Consider the following 18,130-nt stretch of genomic DNA (forward strand, 5'->3'; position numbering starts at 1 on the left):
CCTTCTGGCGGATCAAGTGATATTGGGGGTGAGGGGAATGACAGATTCGATTTTGGTCGCGGATCACGGGCAGTGGGTGGAAATCACCCTGAATCGCCCGGACCGGCTGAACAGCTTCAACGATGAAATGCACAATGCCTTGCGCGCCGCGCTGGAGGCTGCCCGCGATGGTGGCGCCCGGGCGGTTCTGCTGACCGGTGCTGGCCGGGGCTTTTGCGCCGGGCAGGATCTGGGCGATCGCGATCCGCGCAAGATGGACGGCCCGCCGGATCTTGGGAATACCGTGCGGACCTTCTATGCGCCGCTGGTACGGTTGATCCGCTCGCTGAACTACCCGGTGATCTGCGCCGTCAATGGCGTTGCTGCCGGGGCTGGGGCAAATATCGCACTCGCCTGTGATGTGGTTCTGGCGGCCGAAAGCGCCAAGTTCATCCAATCCTTCTCCAAGGTGGGTTTGATCCCCGACACTGGCGGCAGCTGGCATCTGCCGCGTCTTCTGGGGGAAGCGCGCGCGAAGGGGCTGGCCTTTACCGCCGAGCCGCTGCCCGCGAAAAAGGCCGAGGACTGGGGGCTGATCTGGAAGGCGTTGCCGGATGAAGAGCTTATGACCGAAGCCCGCGCCATGGCCGAGAAATTCGGAAATGGTCCGACGCTGGGTCTGGGGCTGACCAAACAATGTATTCAAGCTGCCGCCGTCGACACGCTGAACGACCATCTGGAGATGGAAGCGGACGCCATGAAAACCTGCGGTGAAAGCGCCGATTATGCCGAAGGCGTTGCCTCTTTCCTGGAAAAGCGCAGCCCGGAGTTCAAAGGCAAATGACCATGACCCCGAAAGAACGCGCGGAAAAATCCAGCGCCGCCATGTGGTCCAGCGACAATGCGTCGAAATGGGCCGGAATGGAGATCGCCGAGGTCGACGCCGGGCGCGCGGTACTGCAGCTGACGGTCGAAGCGCACCATTGCAACGGCCACGGTATCTGCCATGGCGGCGTGACCTTTATGCTGGCCGACAGCGCCTTTGCCTTTGCCTGCAACAGCCGCAATCAGGTCACCGTGGCGCAAAGCAACAGCATTACCTATACCGCGCCGGGACGCCTTGGCGACCGGCTGACCGCCGATGCGCGAGAGGTCTCCTTGACCGGGCGCAGCGGCATCTACGACGTGACCGTCAAAAATCAGGATGATCTGGTGATCGCAGAGTTCCGGGGCCTGTCCCGTGCGATCAAAGGCCATCTTTTCGAAGAATAGGTGAGGAGGACGCCATGAAAGACCTGACCCCCAACAAGGCCGAGCTCGACCCGATCGAAATCGCCTCCATCGACGAAATCCGCAGCCTGCAGCTGGAGCGCCTGAAATGGTCGCTGCGCCATGCCTATGACAACGTGCCGATGTACAAGCAGCGGTTCGATGAAGCGGGCGTGCATCCTGACGATCTGCAGCAGCTTTCCGATCTTTCGAAGTTCCCCTTCACCTACAAGAATGACCTGCGCGACAACTACCCGTTCGGTCTCTTTGCCGTGCCGCGCGAGGAAACCATCCGCCTACACGCGTCCTCGGGCACCACGGGCAAGCCGACCGTCGTGGGCTATACCAAGGGGGACATCGACAATTGGGCCGATCTGGTCGCGCGGAGCTTGCGCGCCGCCGGTCTGCGCAAGGGCAACATGGTGCATAACGCCTATGGCTATGGGCTCTTCACCGGTGGGCTTGGCGCCCATTACGGGATCGAACGCCTGGGCGCCACGGTGGTGCCGATGTCCGGCGGTCAGACCGAGAAACAGGTGGGCCTGATCACCGACTTCAAACCTGACGGGATCATGGTGACACCCTCCTACATGCTCAACATCCTTGAGCAGTTCCACAAGGTGGGACTGGACCCGCGCGACAGCTCGCTTCAGGTGGGTGTCTTTGGTGCCGAGCCCTGGACCGATGCCATGCGCAAGGAGGTCGAAGACGCCTTTGACATGCACGCGGTGGATATCTACGGCCTGTCGGAAATCATGGGGCCGGGTGTGGCCAGCGAATGCGTGGAAACCAAGGACGGCCCGGTGATCTGGGAGGATCACTTCCTGCCGGAGATCATTGACCCCGTCACCGGTGAAGTGCTGCCCGATGGCGAAATGGGCGAGCTGGTCTTTACCACGCTGACCAAGGAAGGTCTGCCGATGGTGCGCTATCGCACCCGCGATCTGACCCGCCTGCTGCCGGGCACCGCCCGCACCATGCGGCGGATGGAAAAGATCACTGGCCGCAGCGACGACATGATCATCCTGCGCGGCGTCAACGTCTTCCCCAGCCAGATCGAAGAGCAGCTGATGGCCACCGGTGGTCTGGCGCCACATTACCAGATCGAGCTTTATAAATCCGGCCGCATGGATGCGATGCGCGTCTTTGTCGAAGCCAACCCGGATGCCACCGACGAAATGTCGAAAACCGCTGCAGCGCGGATGCTGACCAAACGGATCAAGGATATGGTCGGGGTCTCGACCGAGATCATCGTTGGCGAGCCGGGCGAGGTGGAGCGCAGCCAGGGCAAGGCCAAGCGCGTCGTCGACAACCGCGACAAAGGATAACCAGAGCAGTGGCCCGCACGATCGCAAAAGACCATGACCTGAAACGGGCGCAGATCCTCAAATCTGCGGCCAAGGTCTTCGCTGACGCCGGTTATGACCGCGCGTCGATGACCCAGCTGGCGCGGGAGTGCGGGATCTCCAAGGCCAATATCTATCACTACTATGACAGCAAGGATGCCGTTCTCTTCGGCCTCCTTGAAACCTATCTGAGCGATTTGCGGGATCGGGTCTGCGAGCTGGACCTGTCGGGCCTTGAGGCAGAGGCCCGCCTACGCCGCATCGTGGCGGAGATATTGCTCGCCTATCAGGGGGCCGATGACGAGCATCAGGTGCAGATCAGCGCCATGTCGGCCCTCCCCGAAGAACAGCAGACATTGCTGCGTGGCTATCAGCGCGAGCTGGTGACCTTCATGAGCGACGCGATCAGCGCCGTCGCGCCCGAGGTTTTTGCCGGGGATGCGGCGAAGCTGCGCGCAGCGACCATGTCGGTCTTTGGCATGCTGAACTGGTATTACATGTGGAATTCCGGCGCCGGATCCGACGCCCGCGAGGGCTATGCCGATATTGTCACCACCCTGACGCTGAACGGGGTAAAGGGCCTCTGAGAGCAAAGGGGCTGACAGCAGGGCATATCCCAGAAAGCGAAAAAGCCGCCCGAAAGGGCGGCCTTTGGTGATTCGGGAAGCAAAAGCACCGTCATCATTTTTAATGTGGTTTGCGCAGAGGGTTACTCTGCCAACAACCTCAGAGCAGTTCCAGCGAACCTGCGGACTGCTTGCCGTCACGGCCGGTTTCCAGTTCATAGGAAACTTTTTGGTTGTCGTTCAAACCGTTGAGGCCCGAGCGTTCAACCGCCGAGATGTGCACGAACACATCTTTTCCGCCAGCTTCGGGCTCGATAAAGCCGTAGCCTTTAGTTGCGTTGAACCATTTTACGGTGCCATTGGCCATCCGATATCTCCAGTATAGACTTCCTCCGCAACGTGCGAAGGTATTCAAACGCCTATCACAGGCTGACCGGTCCGACCATGCCAATAATGTCATAGGTCTTGCGCAGGATAGGCGCTGTGATTTCGCGGGCACGTTCAGAGCCGCGCGACAGGATGCGGTCGATTTCGTCCTGTTCACCCATCAGCCGGGCCATTTCGGTCGAGATCGGCGCCATCTTGGACACGGCCAGATCTGCCAGCATCGGCTTGAACTCCGAGAACTGCCGCCCGCCAACATCGGCCAGCACTTGGTCCACGGTCTGTTCGGCGAGGGCCGCGTAGATGTTCACCAGATTGCGCGCTTCGGGGCGCTCTTCCAGGCCCTTGGCTTCCGACGGCAGGGCTTCCGGGTCGGTCTTGGCCTTGCGGATCTTCTTGGCGATTGTGTCGGCATCGTCAGTCAGGTTGATACGGCTTGCATCCGAAGGATCTGATTTCGACATTTTCTTGGACCCATCGCGCAGGCTCATCACCCGCGTGGCGGCACCCTCGATCACCGGCTCGGTCAGCGGGAAGAAATCAACGCCATAGTCGTGGTTGAACTTGGCCGCGATGTCGCGCGTGAGTTCAAGGTGCTGTTTCTGGTCCTCGCCCACCGGCACATGCGTGGCGTGGTAGATCAGGATGTCTGCCGCCATCAGCGACGGATAGGCCAGAAGACCCAGCGAGGCGTTCTGCTGGTTCTTGCCCGCCTTGTCTTTCCACTGGGTCATCCGCTGCATCCAGCCCATGCGGGCGACACAGTTGAAAACCCAGGCCAGTTGCGCATGTTCAGGCACCTGGCTCTGGTTGATGAGAATGGATTTCTCCGGATCAAGCCCGGCGGCAATGAACCCGGCGCAAAGTTCGCGGGTGGCTTTCTTCAGATCGTTGGGATCCTGCCAGACGGTGATCGCGTGCAGGTCGACCATGCAATAGATGGTCTCCATGTCCTTGTCCTGCCAGTCTACAAACCGTTTGAGAGCGCCAAGGTAGTTGCCAAGGTGCAGGTTGCCCGAGGGCTGGATGCCGGAAAAGACACGCGGCGTGAAAGTGGTCTCGGTCATCGAGAAACTCCCGTCTGGAAATAGGGCCTGCGGTGGCTTAACCATGGGCGCAACGGTCGTCAACAGCCCGTCCAGGTGGCGGGTCCACAAGGGCGCGTCAAAAGGCCGGGACAGGCAAGAAGGGCAGGAAAGATATGAGCAGCAGTGAAAACCCATCACCCGTGAACCCGCTGCCGCCCGTGGTGGTGGCGCTGGTGCTGGTGATCATGGGGATCGAGGCGGCGTTTTCGCTTGGCGCGCGCGGCATCGTCGGCGGCCCGTCCGCCGTGGGCTGGCGGCTGGAGGCTTTCCAGTCTTACGCGTTTTCGGCCGAGATCTTCTGGTGGATGTGGGAGACCGGACAATGGCCCGCGCAGCATCTGCTGCGGTTTGTCTCCTTTGCCTTTGTGCACGGCAGTTTCACCCATGCGCTGTTTGTCTGCGTCTTCGTGCTGGCCATGGGTAAGATGGTCGGAGAGGTCTTCGGCGATATTGCCATGATCCTGATCTTTATCCTTTCTGCCATCGGTGGCGCCCTGGGCTATGCGATCTTCTCCGGCAGTCCGGTGCCCCTGATCGGCGGATTTCCGGCGGTTTACGGGTTGATCGGGGCCTTTACCTATATCCTGTGGCGCCAATTGTCGCTGGTGGGCGCGCAGCAGAGCCGGGCGTTTTCGCTGATCGCCTTTCTGATGGGGATCCAGCTGCTGTTTGCGCTGCTGTTTGGCGGCCAACCCGACTGGATCGCGGATCTGACGGGCTTTGCCACCGGGTTCTTCCTGTCGTTTTTCCTGGCGCCCGGTGGCTGGGCGCGGTTCCGCAACAAGATCCGTCACGACTGAACGCGGGCAGGGGGCTCCCGCCCGGATTGCGGCAGGACACCATGCCTGATCCCGTTGGGCCGGGCGCCGCGCCAGGGCGCGGCGCGGTCAGCCCCGGTTGCGGCGGAGTGCCTTTTTGAATTCTGCGAGCCGGAAGGCGCCAACGGCCTGCCCGATGCCAAAGTAGATCACCGCCCCGGTCAGGATCAGTCCCAGAAGGGCCAGATAGCGCCAGCTTGGCAGGTAGAAGAGCCAGGCCAGCTGCTGTGTGCCGACGTAGAGCACCGCGCCCATCAGCAGCGAGACCGCAAGAATGCGCCAGCCGCGTCGGAAGAAACGCGCATCAAAGCGGGCGACATCCCCCATACGCCGCCCGGCCCCCATCCACAGCAGAGCGACCATCGCCCAGCCCGCCGTCGATGCGGCGATGGCGGGAGAGACCCAACCCACAAGTGGTTTCAATCCGATGGCCAGCACCGCGTTGAGGATCATCGCCACCAGCGCGTAGTAGAACGGCGTGCGGGTGTCCTGCCGTGCAAAATAGAGCGGTTGCAGGACCTTCTGCAGCACGAAGGCAGGCAGCCCGGCGCCGTAGATCGCCACAGCCAGGGCAATGGCCGCCACGTCCTCGGGGCCTGTTGCGCCGCGTTCGTAGAGCACCGAAACCAGCGGCACCGGCACCGCGATGAAAGCGGCAGCCGAGGGCAGTGTCAGCAGCAATGAGAACTCCCCGGCGCGCGAAAGCCCCTCGCGCGCACCTGTATCATCATCTGCCCGCAGGCGCCGGGTCAGATCCGGTAGCAGCACGATGCCGACAGCAATCCCGACCACGCCAAGCGGCAGTTGATACAGACGGTCGGCAATGAACAGCCAGCTGACCGCGTTCTCGATATCCGAGGCGACCAGCTGCCCCACCACCAGATTGACCTGGGTGACGCCCATGGCCAGCGCGGCCGGAACCGCCACCCGCACGAGGCGGCGCATGGCGGGGGTGACGCGTGGCAGGCCGGGGCGCAGGCGGATGCCCGCACGCTCGGTCGCGCGCCAGACCAGCGCCAGTTGCGCAACGCCAGCAACCGGGATGGTCCAGACCAGCCAAGTGATCACCTCATGGCCAAGCGCGGCCCCAGTGATCATCGCGCTGCAGGCAAAGATGTTCAGCAGCACGGGCGCCGCCGCCGCAGCAGCAAACCGCCCCGTAGCGTTCAAGACACCGGAAAACAGCGCCGCCAGCGACATGAACAGGATGTAGGGAAAGACGATATGACCATATCCGACAGCCAGATCAAAACGCGCATCCCCGACAAAACCTTCGGCCGTTGCCCAGACCAGGGCGGGCATGAAGACCATGCCAAGGCCGGTCAGGGCCAGAACCGCAGCGGCGAGCAGGTTGAACGCCTGCTGGGCGAAGCCTTCTGCGTCTTCATCGGCCTCCAGCCGGTCGGCGAACTGGGGCACAAAGGCTGCGTTGAAGGCACCTTCGGCAAAGAAGCGGCGGAACAGGTTGGGCAGGCGGAAGGCGGCGACAAAGGCATCAAGCACCGGACCGGGGCCGATATAGGCGGCGATCAGGATTTCGCGCACAAAGCCGAGTATGCGGCTGGCCAGAGTCCAGAAACCGACCGTGACAAAGCCGGACAGCAGTTTGATCGGCTTCATGAACCGGCTCGCTTGGCCCCGGCGGAAATGGCCTCGCGCAGCTTGCGCTCAAGGGTCTTTTGCTTGGATTCCGAGTGGTATTTCAGGCCGAACATGTCTTTGACATAGAAGGAATCGACCACCTGTTCGCCGTAGGTCGCGATCACCGCATTGGCGATATAGACATTGGCATCTGCAAGGGTGCGCGCCAGATCATACAGCAGGCCAGCCCGGTCGCGGGTATCCACCTCGATGATGGTGTAGATCTCTGACCCTTCGTTATCAAAGGTGATGTGGGTCGGCACGTTGAAGGCCTTTTCACGCTTCTTGATCTTGTCGCGCGACACCAGCGCCTCGCGGGCGATGACCTCACCCTTCAGGGTTTTCAGGATCATCTGGGTCAGGCGGGGCAGGCGCGAGGCTTCATAGGGGTGGCCTTCGGCGTCCTGAATCCAGAAGGCATCGGTCACATAGCCGTCCTTGGTCGTATAAGAGCGTGCATCGACGACATTGGCCCCGACCAGTGCCAGGGCGCCCACCATACGGGCAAAGATGCCGGGATGGTCAGCCATGGCAAAACAGGCGCGGGTGGCATCGCGGTCTTCATCGGGATGCATGCGGATGATGACTTCACCCGGATCACCGATCTCTTCCAGCTCGCGCAGCATTTCGGCAAAATCCACATGCGCGGTCACATGCAGGCCTTGCCAATAGGGCGGATAATGGCGCGAGGTTTCGCGTTTTAGATCGGACTTGGTCCAGTCTGGCAGCGCCGCGCGCAGGCGCTTCTTGGCGGCTGTGCCCCGGTGTTCGCGGTTCAGCGCCTCCATGCCGTCTTCCAGCGCGCGGCGGGTCTGGTTGTAAAGTGAGCGCAGCAGGGCAGCTTTCCAGTTGTTCCAGGTGTGCGGTCCGACGCCACGGATATCGCAGACGGTTAGCAACAGAAGCAGATCCAGCCGTTTCACCGATTGCACCGCCTTGGCAAATCCGCGCACGGTGCGCGGATCGGCAATATCGCGTTTTTGCGCCATGTCCGACATCAGAAGGTGATAGCGCACCAGCCATTCGACGGTCTCGCTGTCGGATTTGTTGAGCCCCAGCCGCGGCGCCACCTTGCGGGCGATCTGGGCGCCAAGGATCGAATGGTCCTGTTCGCGCCCCTTGCCGATGTCGTGCAGCAGCATGGCCACCATCAGAACCTTGCGGTTGACCCCTTTGCGCAGCACTTCGGAGGAAACTGGCAGTTCGTCTTCGAGCTCGCCACGTTCAATGGATGCAAAGTTCGAGATCACCTGAATGGTATGCTCGTCCACCGTGTAGGAATGATACATGTTGAACTGCATCATCGCCACGATCGGTTCGAATTCCGGCAGGAAGGCAGAGAGAACGCCAAGCTCGTTCATGCGGCGCAGCGCGCGTTCGGGATTGCCGTGTTTCAGCAGCAGATCCAGAAAGATGCGGCAGGCTTCCTTGTTGGCGCGCATTTCATCATCGATCAGGTCCAGATTGGCCGTGACCAGACGCATCGCATCAGGGTGGATCAGCATGCCTGTGCGCAGACCTTCTTCGAAGATCCTGAGCAGGTTCAGCTTGTCCGCCAGGAACTCTTCGGGATCGACGATATCCAGCCGGTTGTGCACCACCTTGTAGCCGGGTTTGATTTTCGGGCGGCGGCGGAAAATCCGTTCCAGCAGCGGTTCGCCTTTTTGCTGGCTTGCCTCAAGCTTGGTCAGGAAAATGCGGGTGATATCCCCGACCTGGGTGGCCTTGCGGAAATAGTCCTGCATGAAGACTTCGACGCCGCGCCGCCCGGCACGGTCCTGATAGCCCATGCGCTCGGCGACCTCGACCTGCAAATCGAATGTCAGCTGTTCGGTCGCGCGCCCGGTTGCCAGATGCATGTGCGAGCGCACCGCCCAGAGAAAATTCTCTGCCTCTGCGAAGAATTCGAACTCTTCCCGGCTGAACAGGCCCAGCGGTACCAATTCGGCGACGTCCTGCACCTGATAAAGATACTTGGAGATCCAGAACAGCGATTGCAGGTCGCGCAACCCGCCTTTGCCTTCCTTTACATTGGGTTCGACCATGTAACGCTCACCCTGTTTCAGGTGGCGTTCGTCGCGTTCGGCCAGCTTGGCCTCAACGAATTCGCGGGCATCCTTGGAAAAGAGATCGCTGCGCAGCCGGTTGTCCAGCTCTTGGGCAAGGTCGGCGTCACCGGACAGGAAACGGTGTTCCAGCATGGCGGTGCGGATGGTGTAATCCTCGGCGCCAAGCCGGATGCAATCCTTGATCGTGCGGCTGGAGTGGCCGACCTTCAGCCGCAGGTCCCACAGCATGTAAAGCATCGATTCAATGACGCTCTCGGCCCAGGCGGTGATCTTGTAGGGGGTCAGAAACAGCAGGTCTACGTCCGAAAACGGTGCCATTTCGGCCCGGCCGTATCCGCCCACGGCCATTACGGCGATACGTTCGCCCTGGGTCGGGTTGGCCAGCGGATGCAGGAATTGTGTGGCGGCCCGGAAGGCGGTGGTGACCAGCCCATCGGTCAGGTGGCTGTAGGACTGGGTCAGCGCACGGGCGGCAAAGGGCGCCGCGGTAAAGGCTTCGGCAATCGCCGCGCGGCCTTCCTTGTTGGCCTCACGCAGCAGACGGACCACCTCTGCGCGCAGCGCTGCCGCCTCCATGTCCCTGGCTGCGGCAGCAATCTGCTCGTGTATCGCCGCAGCGTCAAAAATCTTGTCTGCGGCGCAGATCAGCGGGCCTTTGACCGGGGTGAGGGGCGGGGTGCCTTGATGGGCCGGATCAGAATCCTGTGCCGGAGAAGCTGCTGGGAGCTGGGTCAATGACGACCACCTTCTGTTCTTGGATTGTTGCGACCGCGAGGCCGCGTTCATTGGTTCCATCGGCGCGCAGGCGGAAGATACCGCCAGTACCCTGGAAGCCTGCGCCCTGGGTCAGGGCGGCGCCGGTTAGGGCGTCGGATTTCCCGGCACTGACCAGAGCCCCGATCGCGGCGATACCGTCATAGGCAAGCCCGCCGATGGAATGCGGAGCGCCCCCGTAGGCAGAGCTGTAGCGGGTAATGAACTGCTGCGATTTGCTCGGGTCGGGCAGGGCAAACCAGCCGCCCTGCACACCGGGCAGGGACAGGGTTGGCGAGGGGATGTCCCAGCGAGTCAGACCGATGTACTGGGTGCTTTCCTTATCCAGGCCCGCTTCGGGCAGAAGCTGGGTCAGCAGCGGCAGGGCGCCTGCGGTGGTCGCGGTCATGAAGACGGCGTTGGCATTGTTGGCACGCGCGGTGTCGCGGATCGGGCCGACGGCGTCGATCACGCCTTTCTGGGACAGCTCATATCCGACCGACCCGGCAATGGTTGCACCAGTGCGCCCGGCTGCGGCCTGAATGGCGGCGCTTCCTGCACGGCCCGCAGCGTCATTGCCGCTGACGATCACGATATTGCCGCGCCCCTGGCGTACAGCGTATTCGGTCAGGCGCTGGGCGGTATTGGCAAAGGTCGCCCCCAGGATAAAGACATTGCCGCCGGCGATTGCGGTGTTGTTGGAAAAGGCCAGCACGTTGACGTTGCGCTTGGCCGCGGCGACGCCTGCAGCATTTGCGGCTTCGGCATAGACCGGACCAAGGATAATTCGCGCGCCGTCGTTGATGGCCTGGGTGGCCGCATTGGCTGCTGTCGCCGGATCGCCTGCTGTGTCATAGACCTTGAGGTCCACCTGCACGCCCTTCAAATCGCCGATCGCCAGACGCGCCGCGTTTTCGAGGCTTTGCGCCAGGACGCTGTCGCCGGATTTGGCCGATCCGCGCGGCACCAATAGCGCCACGGGAACTGGTTTCGAGGTGTTGATGCTCGGGCCGCTTCCGATGCTGGTCGGGTTGCAGGCGCTCAGAGCAAAGGCGGAAATTGCGGTAATCGCGGCGAATGCCGCCTTGCGGGCCTGTTTGAAAACGGCGAACATGATGGACCTGAAACTCCCCTTTTCCGGCGCTGGGCGCCGTGTTGGTGGCCGTATTGGTTTAAGGGGATCATAAACGACCAAAAAGGCGGGTCCAGCGTGAATCATCAGATCGTCAAATTGTTGCCGGGGCTGCACTTTGTGGCCACGCCCATCGGCACCGCGCGCGACATCACCCTCAGGGCGCTGGATGTGCTGGCGTCGGCTGATGTGATCGCCGCCGAGGACACCCGGTCGCTGCGCAAGCTGATGGAAATTCATGGTGTGCCGCTGAACGGACGCCAGATCATCGCCTACCATGATCACAGCGGCGCAGGCGCCCGGGCAAGGCTGATGCAGGCGATGGAGGCGGGGCAGTCGGTTGCCTATGCGTCTGAGGCAGGCATGCCGCTGATTGCAGATCCGGGCTATGATCTGAGCCGCGCGGCAGCTGAAACCGGGCATAAGGTTACCGTAGCGCCGGGTGCCTCGGCGGCGCTGGCAGCGCTGACACTGGCGGGCTTGCCGACCGATGCGTTCTTTTTCGCCGGATTCCTGCCCAACGCCAGCGGCGCCCGGCGCAAGCGGCTGGAAGAGCTGCGAAACGTGCCCGGAACGCTGATTTTCTACGAATCGCCCAAACGCATCGCTGCCTCGGTGGCTGATATGGCGGCAGTTCTCGGGGACCGGCCTGCCGCCCTTTGCCGCGAGTTGACCAAGAAATTCGAAGAGATCCGGCGCGGCAGCCTGAGTGATCTCGCGGCCGGGCTGGAGGAGAAACCGGTGAAAGGCGAGATTGTCATGCTGGTGGATCGCGCCCATGGCGAAGAGGTGAGCGAAGCCAGCCTTGAGGAAGACCTGCGCGCGGCGCTGAAGGACAATTCGGTAAAGGATGCCGCATCCATCGTGGCGGAAACCCACGAATTGCCGCGCCGCAAGGTCTACCAGCTTGCCCTGCAACTGGCCAAGGACGCAGGCTGAGCGGATGGAGGGGCGACACCATCAAGGTCAGCGCGCCCATCTGGCTGGAAAGGCTGCCGAAGACGCAGCCGCGCGCGCCTATGAGGCAAGGGGCTACCGCGTGGAAGCCCGGCGCTGGCGCGGCCCCGGGGGTGAGATCGACCTGATCCTGCGCAAGGGGGACATGCTGGTCTTTGCCGAGGTCAAGCACAGCGCCACATTCGCATCCGCCGCCGCCCGCATCACGCCCACACAGATGCAGCGGATCCAAGCCAGTGCTGCGCATTTTCTGGAAGGAGAACCTCGGGGGCAGCTGACCGAGGCGCGGCTTGATGCCGTGTTTGTGAACGGCGAAGGGCAGGTCGAGATCCTCGAAAACGCCTTTGGTCAGGGCTGACAGCGTTCTGCTCTATTGAACCTTTGTGCCCGCTGGGCCATCTATTTGCCGAAACAAAAGGGATGCACTTCATGAAAATCGCCTTCCAGATGGACCCGGTCATGGGCGTCGACATCGATGCCGACAGCAGCTTCCGCCTTGCTGAAGAGGCGCAGGCGCGCGGGCACGAACTGTTTTACTACAGCCCCGATCACCTTGCCTATCAGGAAGGGCGCATCACTGCCCGCGGCTATGACATGACCGTGCAACGCGTCGCCGGAACCCCGGCGGTGCTGGGCGAAGAGCGCGAGGTGGATCTTGCGGATTTCGACGTGGTCTGGCTGCGGCAGGACCCGCCGTTCGACATGCATTACATCACCTCGACGCATCTGCTGGACCGGCTCAAGGGGCAGACGCTGGTGGTGAATGATCCCTTCTGGGTGCGCAACTATCCGGAAAAACTGCTGGTTCTGGATTTCCCCGACCTGACGCCGCCCACGGCGATTGCCCGCGATCTGGACACGATCAAGGCGTTCAAGGCCAAACATGGCGACATCATCCTGAAGCCGCTTTATGGCAATGGCGGCGCCGGGGTGTTCCGTCTGGACGCCAACGACCGCAACCTGACCTCGCTGCACGAGCTGTTCACCGGCTTCAGCCGCGAGCCGCTGATCGTGCAGAAATTCCTGCCCGATGTCAGCAATGGCGACAAACGCGTCATTCTGGTGGACGGCGAGCCCGTTGGCGCCATCAACCGCGTGCCTGCCGCCGGTGAAACCCGGTCGAACATGCATGTGGGCGGGCGCCCGGAAAAGATCGGCCTGACCGAGCGCGACCGGGAAATCTGCGCCGCCATCGGCCCGCTGCTGAAGGAAAAGGGGCAGATCTTTGTCGGCATTGACGTGATCGGCGACTACCTGACCGAGATCAACGTGACCTCGCCCACCGGCATTCAGGAACTGGAACGATTTGACGGCGTGAATATCGCCGAAAAGGTCTGGCAGGCCATCGAATCCAAACTGTAAGACGCATCCGGCTGGCGGCACTCAGCCCGCCAGCCGGAACCCCAGCGCCTCAGCCACATGGGGGCGCAGGATTTCCGGCTCCGCTTCCAGATCGGCGATAGTCCGCGCCACCCGCAGCACCCGGTGATAGCCGCGCGCGGTCAGGGCGAAACGGTCTGCGGCGCGCTGCATCAATTCGCGGCTTTCCTTATCCAGTATGGCAATATCTTCCAGTAGCGCCCCTTCGGCATCGGCGTTCTGCTGCGCACCGGGATGGTCTGAAAACCGTCGTTCCTGCCGCTCCCGCGCGGTCTCAACCCTTTGTAGGATTTCGGCAGACCCTTCGGCGGCAGCGGGTAGGGTAAGATCGTCATAAGACACCGGCGGCACGTCGATGCGCAGATCAAAGCGGTCCATCAGCGGGCCGGAAATGCGCCCCATGTAATCCTCCGCGCAGAGTGGCGCACGAGAACAGGCGCGGGATGGATCCGCCAGATGGCCGCATTTGCATGGGTTTGCCGCAGCCACCAGCATGAAGCGGCTGGGGTATTTCACATGGGCATTGGCGCGGGCCACCATGACCTCGCCGGTTTCCAACGGCTGGCGCAGGGTTTCCAGCACCGGGCGGGCGAATTCGGGCAACTCGTCCAAAAACAACACGCCATTGTGGGCGAGGCTGATCTCACCCGGCTGTGCCCGCCGACCGCCGCCGACTATGGCGGCCATGGATGCGGTGTGATGCGGTTCGCGAAAGGGGCGGCTGCGATTGATGCCGCCATCCTCGATCAAGCCGCACAACGACTGGATCATCGAGGTCTCCAGCGCCTCAGCCGCCGTCAGGGGCGGCAGAATCGTCGGCAGCCGCGCCGCCAGCATGGATTTGCCGGACCCGGGCGGGCCGACCATCAGGATGTGATGCCGTCCGGCGGCAGCGATCTCCAATGCGCGTTTGGCCCGTTCCTGCCCCTTCACGTCGCGCAGGTCGCGCGCGCCGGTATCGTCGTGGACTTCGCCCGCGATGGCCTCCGCAAGGGGCATCTTGCCGGTGAAATGGCGTACCACGTCGATCAGGCTGGCGGCGCCGATCACCCGCGCTGCATCGACCCAGGCGGCCTCTGCCCCCGATGCCTTGGGGCAGATCAGCAACCGGTCCTCGCTGGCCGCGGTCATCGCAGCGGGCAGGGCGCCCACCACGGGGATCAACGTCCCGTCGAGCGACAATTCCCCCAGCGCGATGGTCTCGCTTGCGGCCTCGACTGGGATCACCTCGATCGCGGCGAGAAGCGCCAGCGCGATGGGCAGGTCGAAATGGCTGCCTTCCTTGGGCAGATCCGCCGGTGACAGGTTCACGGTGATCCGTTTTGACGGCAGCGCAATCGACATGGCGGCAAAGGCCGAGCGCACCCTCTCGCGCGCTTCGCTCACCGCCTTGTCCGGCAGGCCGACGATGGAAAAGGCCGGAAGGCCCGGCGCCACGGCGCATTGCACCTCGACCGGGCGGGCCTCCACCCCCTGAAAGGCCACCGTGTAGGCCCGTGAAATCATGCTGCGCTATCCCTCTGAAGATACCAGAGAAAATCATAGCGAACGGCGGACCGGAGTCGCCCTTAAAGCACGTTATGCGTGTATTTTTGTCGTTGGCTTTGCGGGCCGACGACGCGGAGCGTCAGTCAAGGCTCCAGGGGCGGCGCTCCAGATCTATCGCATAAGGCTCGGGATCGTAAGTCACCTCACGCGCCTGTTCCTGCCAGCGCAGCACCGCCGGATCGGACAAGAGCGCGCGGCAATAGGCGCGGGTTTCCGGCGACACCGGCAGGTCATATCCGATGATGCGGGCCGCAACCGGCGTGTAGAACACATCGGCAAGGCTGTAGTCGCCGAAAAGCCAGCCCTCCGTAGCGCCAGACACCCAGCGGGCATGCGCAAACAGGGTCTCGATCCGGGCAAGATCCTGTTGCACCGCTTCGGAGGGGGTAAATCCCTGCCAGATATGGCTCAGTTGCATGGGGCAATCACCGCGCAGGGCAGAAAAACCGCAGGCCATTTCAGCCACCAGCCAGCGCGCAGTCGCCCGCGCAGTCGGATCGCTGGGCCAAAGGCCTGCATCCGGGTGCCGTTCGGCCAGGGTTTCCCCCATAGCCAAGCTTTCGCCGATCACCGTGCCTTCGGGCGTGCGAAGTGTGGGTACCAGCCGGGCAGGCGCCAGATCTGCCAGATCCGCCGCCATGGTTCCGGAATAAAGCCCCACCATATGCACCACATGGGGGAGCGAGAATTTTTCAAGCATGAGCCAGCCGCGCAAGGACCAGCTGGAATACATGCGGTCGCCGATAAAAAGATCATAGGTCATGGGAAGCAGGCTAGCGCAGCTTCACGGGTTGCCAAATCGCTGTTTTGTGCGCGGTGCCATCACGGAAGGTGATTGATCTTTCCGGTGCGCCAGCCATTGGTCCCTTCCCCAGGAAGGTGGTGGATTTCGGTGACCGACAGGTTGTCGATCCGGTGCGAAAACGCCTCTTCTGCGGTCAGCCGTTCGGCGCGCTGGATCTGGGTCAGGATCTGGCCGAAATGGCCGACCACGATCAGATTGCGGCCCCGGTGGGCTTCGATCAGGCTGTCGATGGCCCGGTCTACGCGGGCGCAGACCTCATTCCAGCTTTCTCCGCCGGGGGGGCGGACATCGCCGGGGGTTTCCCAATAGGCGCGGATGCGTTCGGGGTCTTCGGCGTCGATGTCTTTCCAAGTGCGCAGCTCCCATTCCCCGAAATGGATTTCCCTGAGGTCCGGCAGGTGGGCAAGGCGCGGGCGTTCGCCTTGGATGGCGCTGGCGGTATCTGCCGCGCGCGACAGGTCCGATGACACAACCAAGGCATCCTCGGGCAGGGCAGCAGACAGGCGGCGCAGCGCGGCGCCATCCGACAGATCCGCCGGAAGATCCGACCAGCCGACCATGGATTTGGCATGGGTTGGGCCGTGGCGGACAAGGAAGAGGCGGGTCATAGAAGGCTTCCTTTCAGCACCAGCGGCAGGCCTGCGGTGACCTGCACCACCGTCTGCGCGCGGACGGCGATTGCGATGTTGAGCCGCCCCTGCGCCTCGCGGAACCTCCGGGCCAGCGCGTTCTCGGGCACGATGCCTAGGCCGGTTTCGTTCGACACGATCACGATCTCTGCGCGGCAGGCATCAATCGCCTGCAACAGCGTCTCTGTTTCCGCCTCCAGATCATGCTCCGCCAGCAGGTGATTGGTTAGCCACATGGTGGCGCAATCGATCAGGCAGATCTGTCCCTTCTGCAGGTTGCCAAGCACCTTTGCGGCATCGAACGGCTCTTCATGGGTGGTCCAGTCCCGGCCACGCTGGGCCAGGTGTTTTGCAACTTTTTCCCGCATTTCATCATCAAATATCTGTGAAGTTGCCCAGTAAACCTTTGGCTTGCCAGAGGAAAAGCATAGACTTTCCGCAAAGGCAGACTTTCCCGATGCGGCCCCGCCAAGAATGAATGTGACAGCTGCGGACACGTCTTCTACCCTGATTTCGGTGATGGTTGCAGGAGTTTGGGTATCTGCTGATCCGGCCTGAAACAAGCCTGAACATGTCCTGTCCACTGGTTCACCACAGTTGAAGGCCGAGATCGGAGGCCGCGAAATGACCGGGAGCGGACAGGTTGGGCGGGCCGCACAAAACCAGCGTAGCCAATGGGAAAAGCCAAGCCAATATGCGGCGACGCCGGGCGGCAGATCCGGGCCGGAAAAGAGAAAATCACCATCAAAGTGATCCGATCCCGGAGCCGTTGCGTAGAGTTAGTAATCAGTTTCAAAGGGGAGTATCATGGCACTTGACACGACCAGTGAAAACCCGCTGCCAAGGCAGGCCATGAAGGCCGAGCTTCTGGACGCTGAAACGGAGCTGCGCCTCGCCTATGCTTGGCGCGACGACCGCGACGAAGAAGCGCTGCACCGGCTGATCCACGCCTACATGCGGCTGGCGATTTCCATGGCCGCGAAATTCAAACGCTACGGCGCGCCGATGAATGACCTCATTCAGGAGGCCGGTGTCGGGCTGATGAAGGCGGCAGACAAATTCGACCCCGACCGTGGGGTGCGGTTTTCCACCTACGCGGTCTGGTGGATCAAGGCGTCGATTCAGGACTACGTGATGCGCAATTGGTCTATGGTGCGCACCGGCTCCACCTCCTCGCAAAAATCCCTGTTTTTCAATATGCGCAGGGTGCAGGCCCAGCTTGAGCGCGAGGCGCGCGCGGCAGGCGTCAAACTCGACAAGCATCAGCTGAACCAGCAGATCGCCACGGAAATCGGCGTGCCATTGCGCGATGTGGAGATGATGGACGGGCGGCTGTCCGGCTCTGACTTCTCGCTAAACGCCGTGCAATCTTCCGAGGACGAGGGCCGCGAATGGATCGAGGCGCTGGAGGATGACAGCGCGCAGGCCGCTGAACTGGTGGAAGAGCGGCACGACCGGCGCCAGCTTCGGGCCTGGCTGGTCGAGGCGCTGCAGGCGCTGAACGAGCGGGAGCGGTTCATCATCACCGAACGCAAACTGCGGGAAGAGGCGCGCACGCTGGAAAGCCTTGGTAACGAGCTGAACCTGTCCAAGGAACGCGTGCGCCAGCTGGAGGCCGCGGCGTTTCAGAAGATGCGGAAAACGCTTGAAGGGTGCTCCCGGGAGGTGCACAATTTCCTCTCATGACAAAGTCGATTCTTTTTATCAGAAAAGCGGGTGCCGCATGTGCGGCAGCCGCTTTCTTTGCGTTTGGGGCAACCTCCGCC

Annotated in this window: 18 protein-coding genes; 9 read left to right on the forward strand and 9 right to left on the reverse strand. The window is 62.2% G+C overall.

What is annotated here, in order from left to right; translation table 11 throughout:
* The first annotated feature begins 37 nt into the window (after window positions 1-37).
* The 4 genes from paaG to AAFO90_RS02725 are packed head-to-tail and all read left to right on the forward strand — an operon-like array spanning window position 38 to window position 3,181.
* Window positions 38-823, forward strand: coding sequence for a 2-(1,2-epoxy-1,2-dihydrophenyl)acetyl-CoA isomerase PaaG (paaG, locus tag AAFO90_RS02710; RefSeq protein WP_347508415.1), 786 nt, complete (start codon window positions 38-40; stop codon window positions 821-823).
* Between the two features lie 2 nt (window positions 824-825).
* On the forward strand, window positions 826-1,251 hold the full coding sequence (gene paaI / locus AAFO90_RS02715) for a hydroxyphenylacetyl-CoA thioesterase PaaI (RefSeq protein ID WP_347508416.1): 426 nt from the start codon (window positions 826-828) through the stop codon (window positions 1,249-1,251).
* Window positions 1,252-1,265: 14 nt separating this feature from the next.
* Window positions 1,266-2,576: a phenylacetate--CoA ligase PaaK gene (gene paaK, locus AAFO90_RS02720; protein ID WP_347508417.1), complete on the forward strand. Its 1,311-nt coding sequence runs from the start codon at window positions 1,266-1,268 to the stop codon at window positions 2,574-2,576.
* A gap of 8 nt (window positions 2,577-2,584) precedes the next feature.
* Window positions 2,585-3,181: a TetR/AcrR family transcriptional regulator gene (locus AAFO90_RS02725; protein WP_065272740.1), complete on the forward strand. Its 597-nt coding sequence runs from the start codon at window positions 2,585-2,587 to the stop codon at window positions 3,179-3,181.
* Window positions 3,182-3,320: 139 nt separating this feature from the next.
* On the opposite strand, the gene AAFO90_RS02730 is transcribed toward AAFO90_RS02725, so the two are convergent.
* Both AAFO90_RS02730 and trpS read right to left on the reverse strand, forming a co-directional pair.
* Window positions 3,321-3,527: a cold-shock protein gene (locus tag AAFO90_RS02730; RefSeq protein ID WP_065272741.1), complete on the reverse strand. Its 207-nt coding sequence runs from the start codon at window positions 3,525-3,527 to the stop codon at window positions 3,321-3,323.
* A 55-nt stretch (window positions 3,528-3,582) separates the two neighbouring features.
* Window positions 3,583-4,611 carry a tryptophan--tRNA ligase gene (gene trpS / locus AAFO90_RS02735; RefSeq protein ID WP_065272742.1) on the reverse strand — a complete coding sequence of 343 codons (1,029 nt, stop codon included), beginning with the start codon at window positions 4,609-4,611 and terminating at the stop codon, window positions 3,583-3,585.
* Window positions 4,612-4,745: 134 nt separating this feature from the next.
* On the opposite strand from trpS, the gene AAFO90_RS02740 reads away from it, so the two are divergent.
* Window positions 4,746-5,432, forward strand: coding sequence for a rhomboid family intramembrane serine protease (locus AAFO90_RS02740; protein WP_065272743.1), 687 nt, complete (start codon window positions 4,746-4,748; stop codon window positions 5,430-5,432).
* 87 nt (window positions 5,433-5,519) lie between these two features.
* Here AAFO90_RS02740 and murJ read toward each other — a convergent pair whose 3' ends face one another.
* Genes murJ through AAFO90_RS02755 form a run of 3 tightly spaced genes read right to left on the reverse strand, consistent with a single transcriptional unit; the run spans window position 5,520 to window position 11,027 of the window.
* On the reverse strand, window positions 5,520-7,070 hold the full coding sequence (gene murJ, locus AAFO90_RS02745) for a murein biosynthesis integral membrane protein MurJ (protein WP_347508418.1): 1,551 nt from the start codon (window positions 7,068-7,070) through the stop codon (window positions 5,520-5,522).
* A complete protein-coding gene (locus tag AAFO90_RS02750; protein ID WP_347508419.1) occupies window positions 7,067-9,895 on the reverse strand; it encodes a [protein-PII] uridylyltransferase in 2,829 nt (942 codons plus the stop codon). The genes murJ and AAFO90_RS02750 overlap by 4 nt, the downstream gene beginning before the upstream one ends.
* Entirely contained in the window at window positions 9,855-11,027 is a 1,173-nt protein-coding gene (locus AAFO90_RS02755; protein WP_065272746.1) for a penicillin-binding protein activator, read from the reverse strand. Before AAFO90_RS02755 ends, AAFO90_RS02750 begins: the two co-directional genes overlap by 41 nt.
* Before the next feature lie 96 nt (window positions 11,028-11,123).
* Here AAFO90_RS02755 and rsmI point away from each other — a divergent pair, with 96 nt between their 5' ends.
* The 3 genes from rsmI to gshB all read left to right on the forward strand — a co-directional run bounded on the left by rsmI (window position 11,124) and on the right by gshB (window position 13,364).
* Window positions 11,124-11,984, forward strand: a complete 861-nt coding sequence (gene rsmI, locus AAFO90_RS02760) for a 16S rRNA (cytidine(1402)-2'-O)-methyltransferase (protein ID WP_347508421.1) — start codon at window positions 11,124-11,126, stop codon at window positions 11,982-11,984.
* A 4-nt stretch (window positions 11,985-11,988) separates the two neighbouring features.
* Window positions 11,989-12,360 carry a YraN family protein gene (locus tag AAFO90_RS02765; RefSeq protein WP_347508422.1) on the forward strand — a complete coding sequence of 124 codons (372 nt, stop codon included), beginning with the start codon at window positions 11,989-11,991 and terminating at the stop codon, window positions 12,358-12,360.
* A gap of 71 nt (window positions 12,361-12,431) precedes the next feature.
* Complete coding sequence (gene gshB, locus AAFO90_RS02770) at window positions 12,432-13,364, forward strand: glutathione synthase (protein ID WP_065273740.1); 933 nt, start codon at window positions 12,432-12,434, stop codon at window positions 13,362-13,364.
* A gap of 21 nt (window positions 13,365-13,385) precedes the next feature.
* Here the strand turns inward: gshB and AAFO90_RS02775 are convergent, their stop codons facing one another.
* From AAFO90_RS02775 to cobU, 4 genes are all read right to left on the reverse strand, one after another.
* Window positions 13,386-14,888: a YifB family Mg chelatase-like AAA ATPase gene (locus AAFO90_RS02775; protein WP_347508423.1), complete on the reverse strand. Its 1,503-nt coding sequence runs from the start codon at window positions 14,886-14,888 to the stop codon at window positions 13,386-13,388.
* 121 nt (window positions 14,889-15,009) lie between these two features.
* On the reverse strand, window positions 15,010-15,693 hold the full coding sequence (locus AAFO90_RS02780) for a glutathione S-transferase (protein ID WP_347508424.1): 684 nt from the start codon (window positions 15,691-15,693) through the stop codon (window positions 15,010-15,012).
* Between the two features lie 59 nt (window positions 15,694-15,752).
* Window positions 15,753-16,343, reverse strand: coding sequence for a histidine phosphatase family protein (locus AAFO90_RS02785; protein WP_347508425.1), 591 nt, complete (start codon window positions 16,341-16,343; stop codon window positions 15,753-15,755).
* Window positions 16,340-16,948 (reverse strand): bifunctional adenosylcobinamide kinase/adenosylcobinamide-phosphate guanylyltransferase, encoded by a 609-nt coding sequence (gene cobU / locus AAFO90_RS02790; protein ID WP_347508426.1) that lies wholly within the window; start codon window positions 16,946-16,948, stop codon window positions 16,340-16,342. The genes AAFO90_RS02785 and cobU overlap by 4 nt, the downstream gene beginning before the upstream one ends.
* 223 nt (window positions 16,949-17,171) lie before the next feature.
* Here cobU and AAFO90_RS02795 point away from each other — a divergent pair, with 223 nt between their 5' ends.
* Window positions 17,172-18,050, forward strand: a complete 879-nt coding sequence (locus AAFO90_RS02795; RefSeq protein WP_274831258.1) for an RNA polymerase factor sigma-32 — start codon at window positions 17,172-17,174, stop codon at window positions 18,048-18,050.
* Window positions 18,051-18,130: the final 80 nt, after the last annotated feature.

This window comes from Phaeobacter sp. CAU 1743 (assembly GCF_039839315.1).
GTDB lineage: Bacteria > Pseudomonadota > Alphaproteobacteria > Rhodobacterales > Rhodobacteraceae > Phycobacter > Phycobacter gallaeciensis_A.

Excerpts from the sequence above, each read along its gene's own strand:
- paaG (WP_347508415.1), top strand. The coding sequence starts at position 38 with ATGACAGATTCGATTTTGGTCGCGGATCACGGGCAGTGGGTGGAAATC.
- paaI (WP_347508416.1), top strand. The coding sequence starts at position 826 with ATGACCCCGAAAGAACGCGCGGAAAAATCCAGCGCCGCCATGTGGTCC.
- paaK (WP_347508417.1), top strand. The coding sequence starts at position 1,266 with ATGAAAGACCTGACCCCCAACAAGGCCGAGCTCGACCCGATCGAAATC.
- AAFO90_RS02730 (WP_065272741.1), bottom strand. The coding sequence starts at position 3,527 with ATGGCCAATGGCACCGTAAAATGGTTCAACGCAACTAAAGGCTACGGC.
- trpS (WP_065272742.1), bottom strand. The coding sequence starts at position 4,611 with ATGACCGAGACCACTTTCACGCCGCGTGTCTTTTCCGGCATCCAGCCC.
- AAFO90_RS02740 (WP_065272743.1), top strand. The coding sequence starts at position 4,746 with ATGAGCAGCAGTGAAAACCCATCACCCGTGAACCCGCTGCCGCCCGTG.
- murJ (WP_347508418.1), bottom strand. The coding sequence starts at position 7,070 with ATGAAGCCGATCAAACTGCTGTCCGGCTTTGTCACGGTCGGTTTCTGG.
- AAFO90_RS02755 (WP_065272746.1), bottom strand. The coding sequence starts at position 11,027 with ATGTTCGCCGTTTTCAAACAGGCCCGCAAGGCGGCATTCGCCGCGATT.
- AAFO90_RS02765 (WP_347508422.1), top strand. The coding sequence starts at position 11,989 with ATGGAGGGGCGACACCATCAAGGTCAGCGCGCCCATCTGGCTGGAAAG.
- gshB (WP_065273740.1), top strand. The coding sequence starts at position 12,432 with ATGAAAATCGCCTTCCAGATGGACCCGGTCATGGGCGTCGACATCGAT.
- AAFO90_RS02775 (WP_347508423.1), bottom strand. The coding sequence starts at position 14,888 with ATGATTTCACGGGCCTACACGGTGGCCTTTCAGGGGGTGGAGGCCCGC.
- AAFO90_RS02780 (WP_347508424.1), bottom strand. The coding sequence starts at position 15,693 with ATGACCTATGATCTTTTTATCGGCGACCGCATGTATTCCAGCTGGTCC.
- AAFO90_RS02785 (WP_347508425.1), bottom strand. The coding sequence starts at position 16,343 with ATGACCCGCCTCTTCCTTGTCCGCCACGGCCCAACCCATGCCAAATCC.
- AAFO90_RS02795 (WP_274831258.1), top strand. The coding sequence starts at position 17,172 with ATGGCACTTGACACGACCAGTGAAAACCCGCTGCCAAGGCAGGCCATG.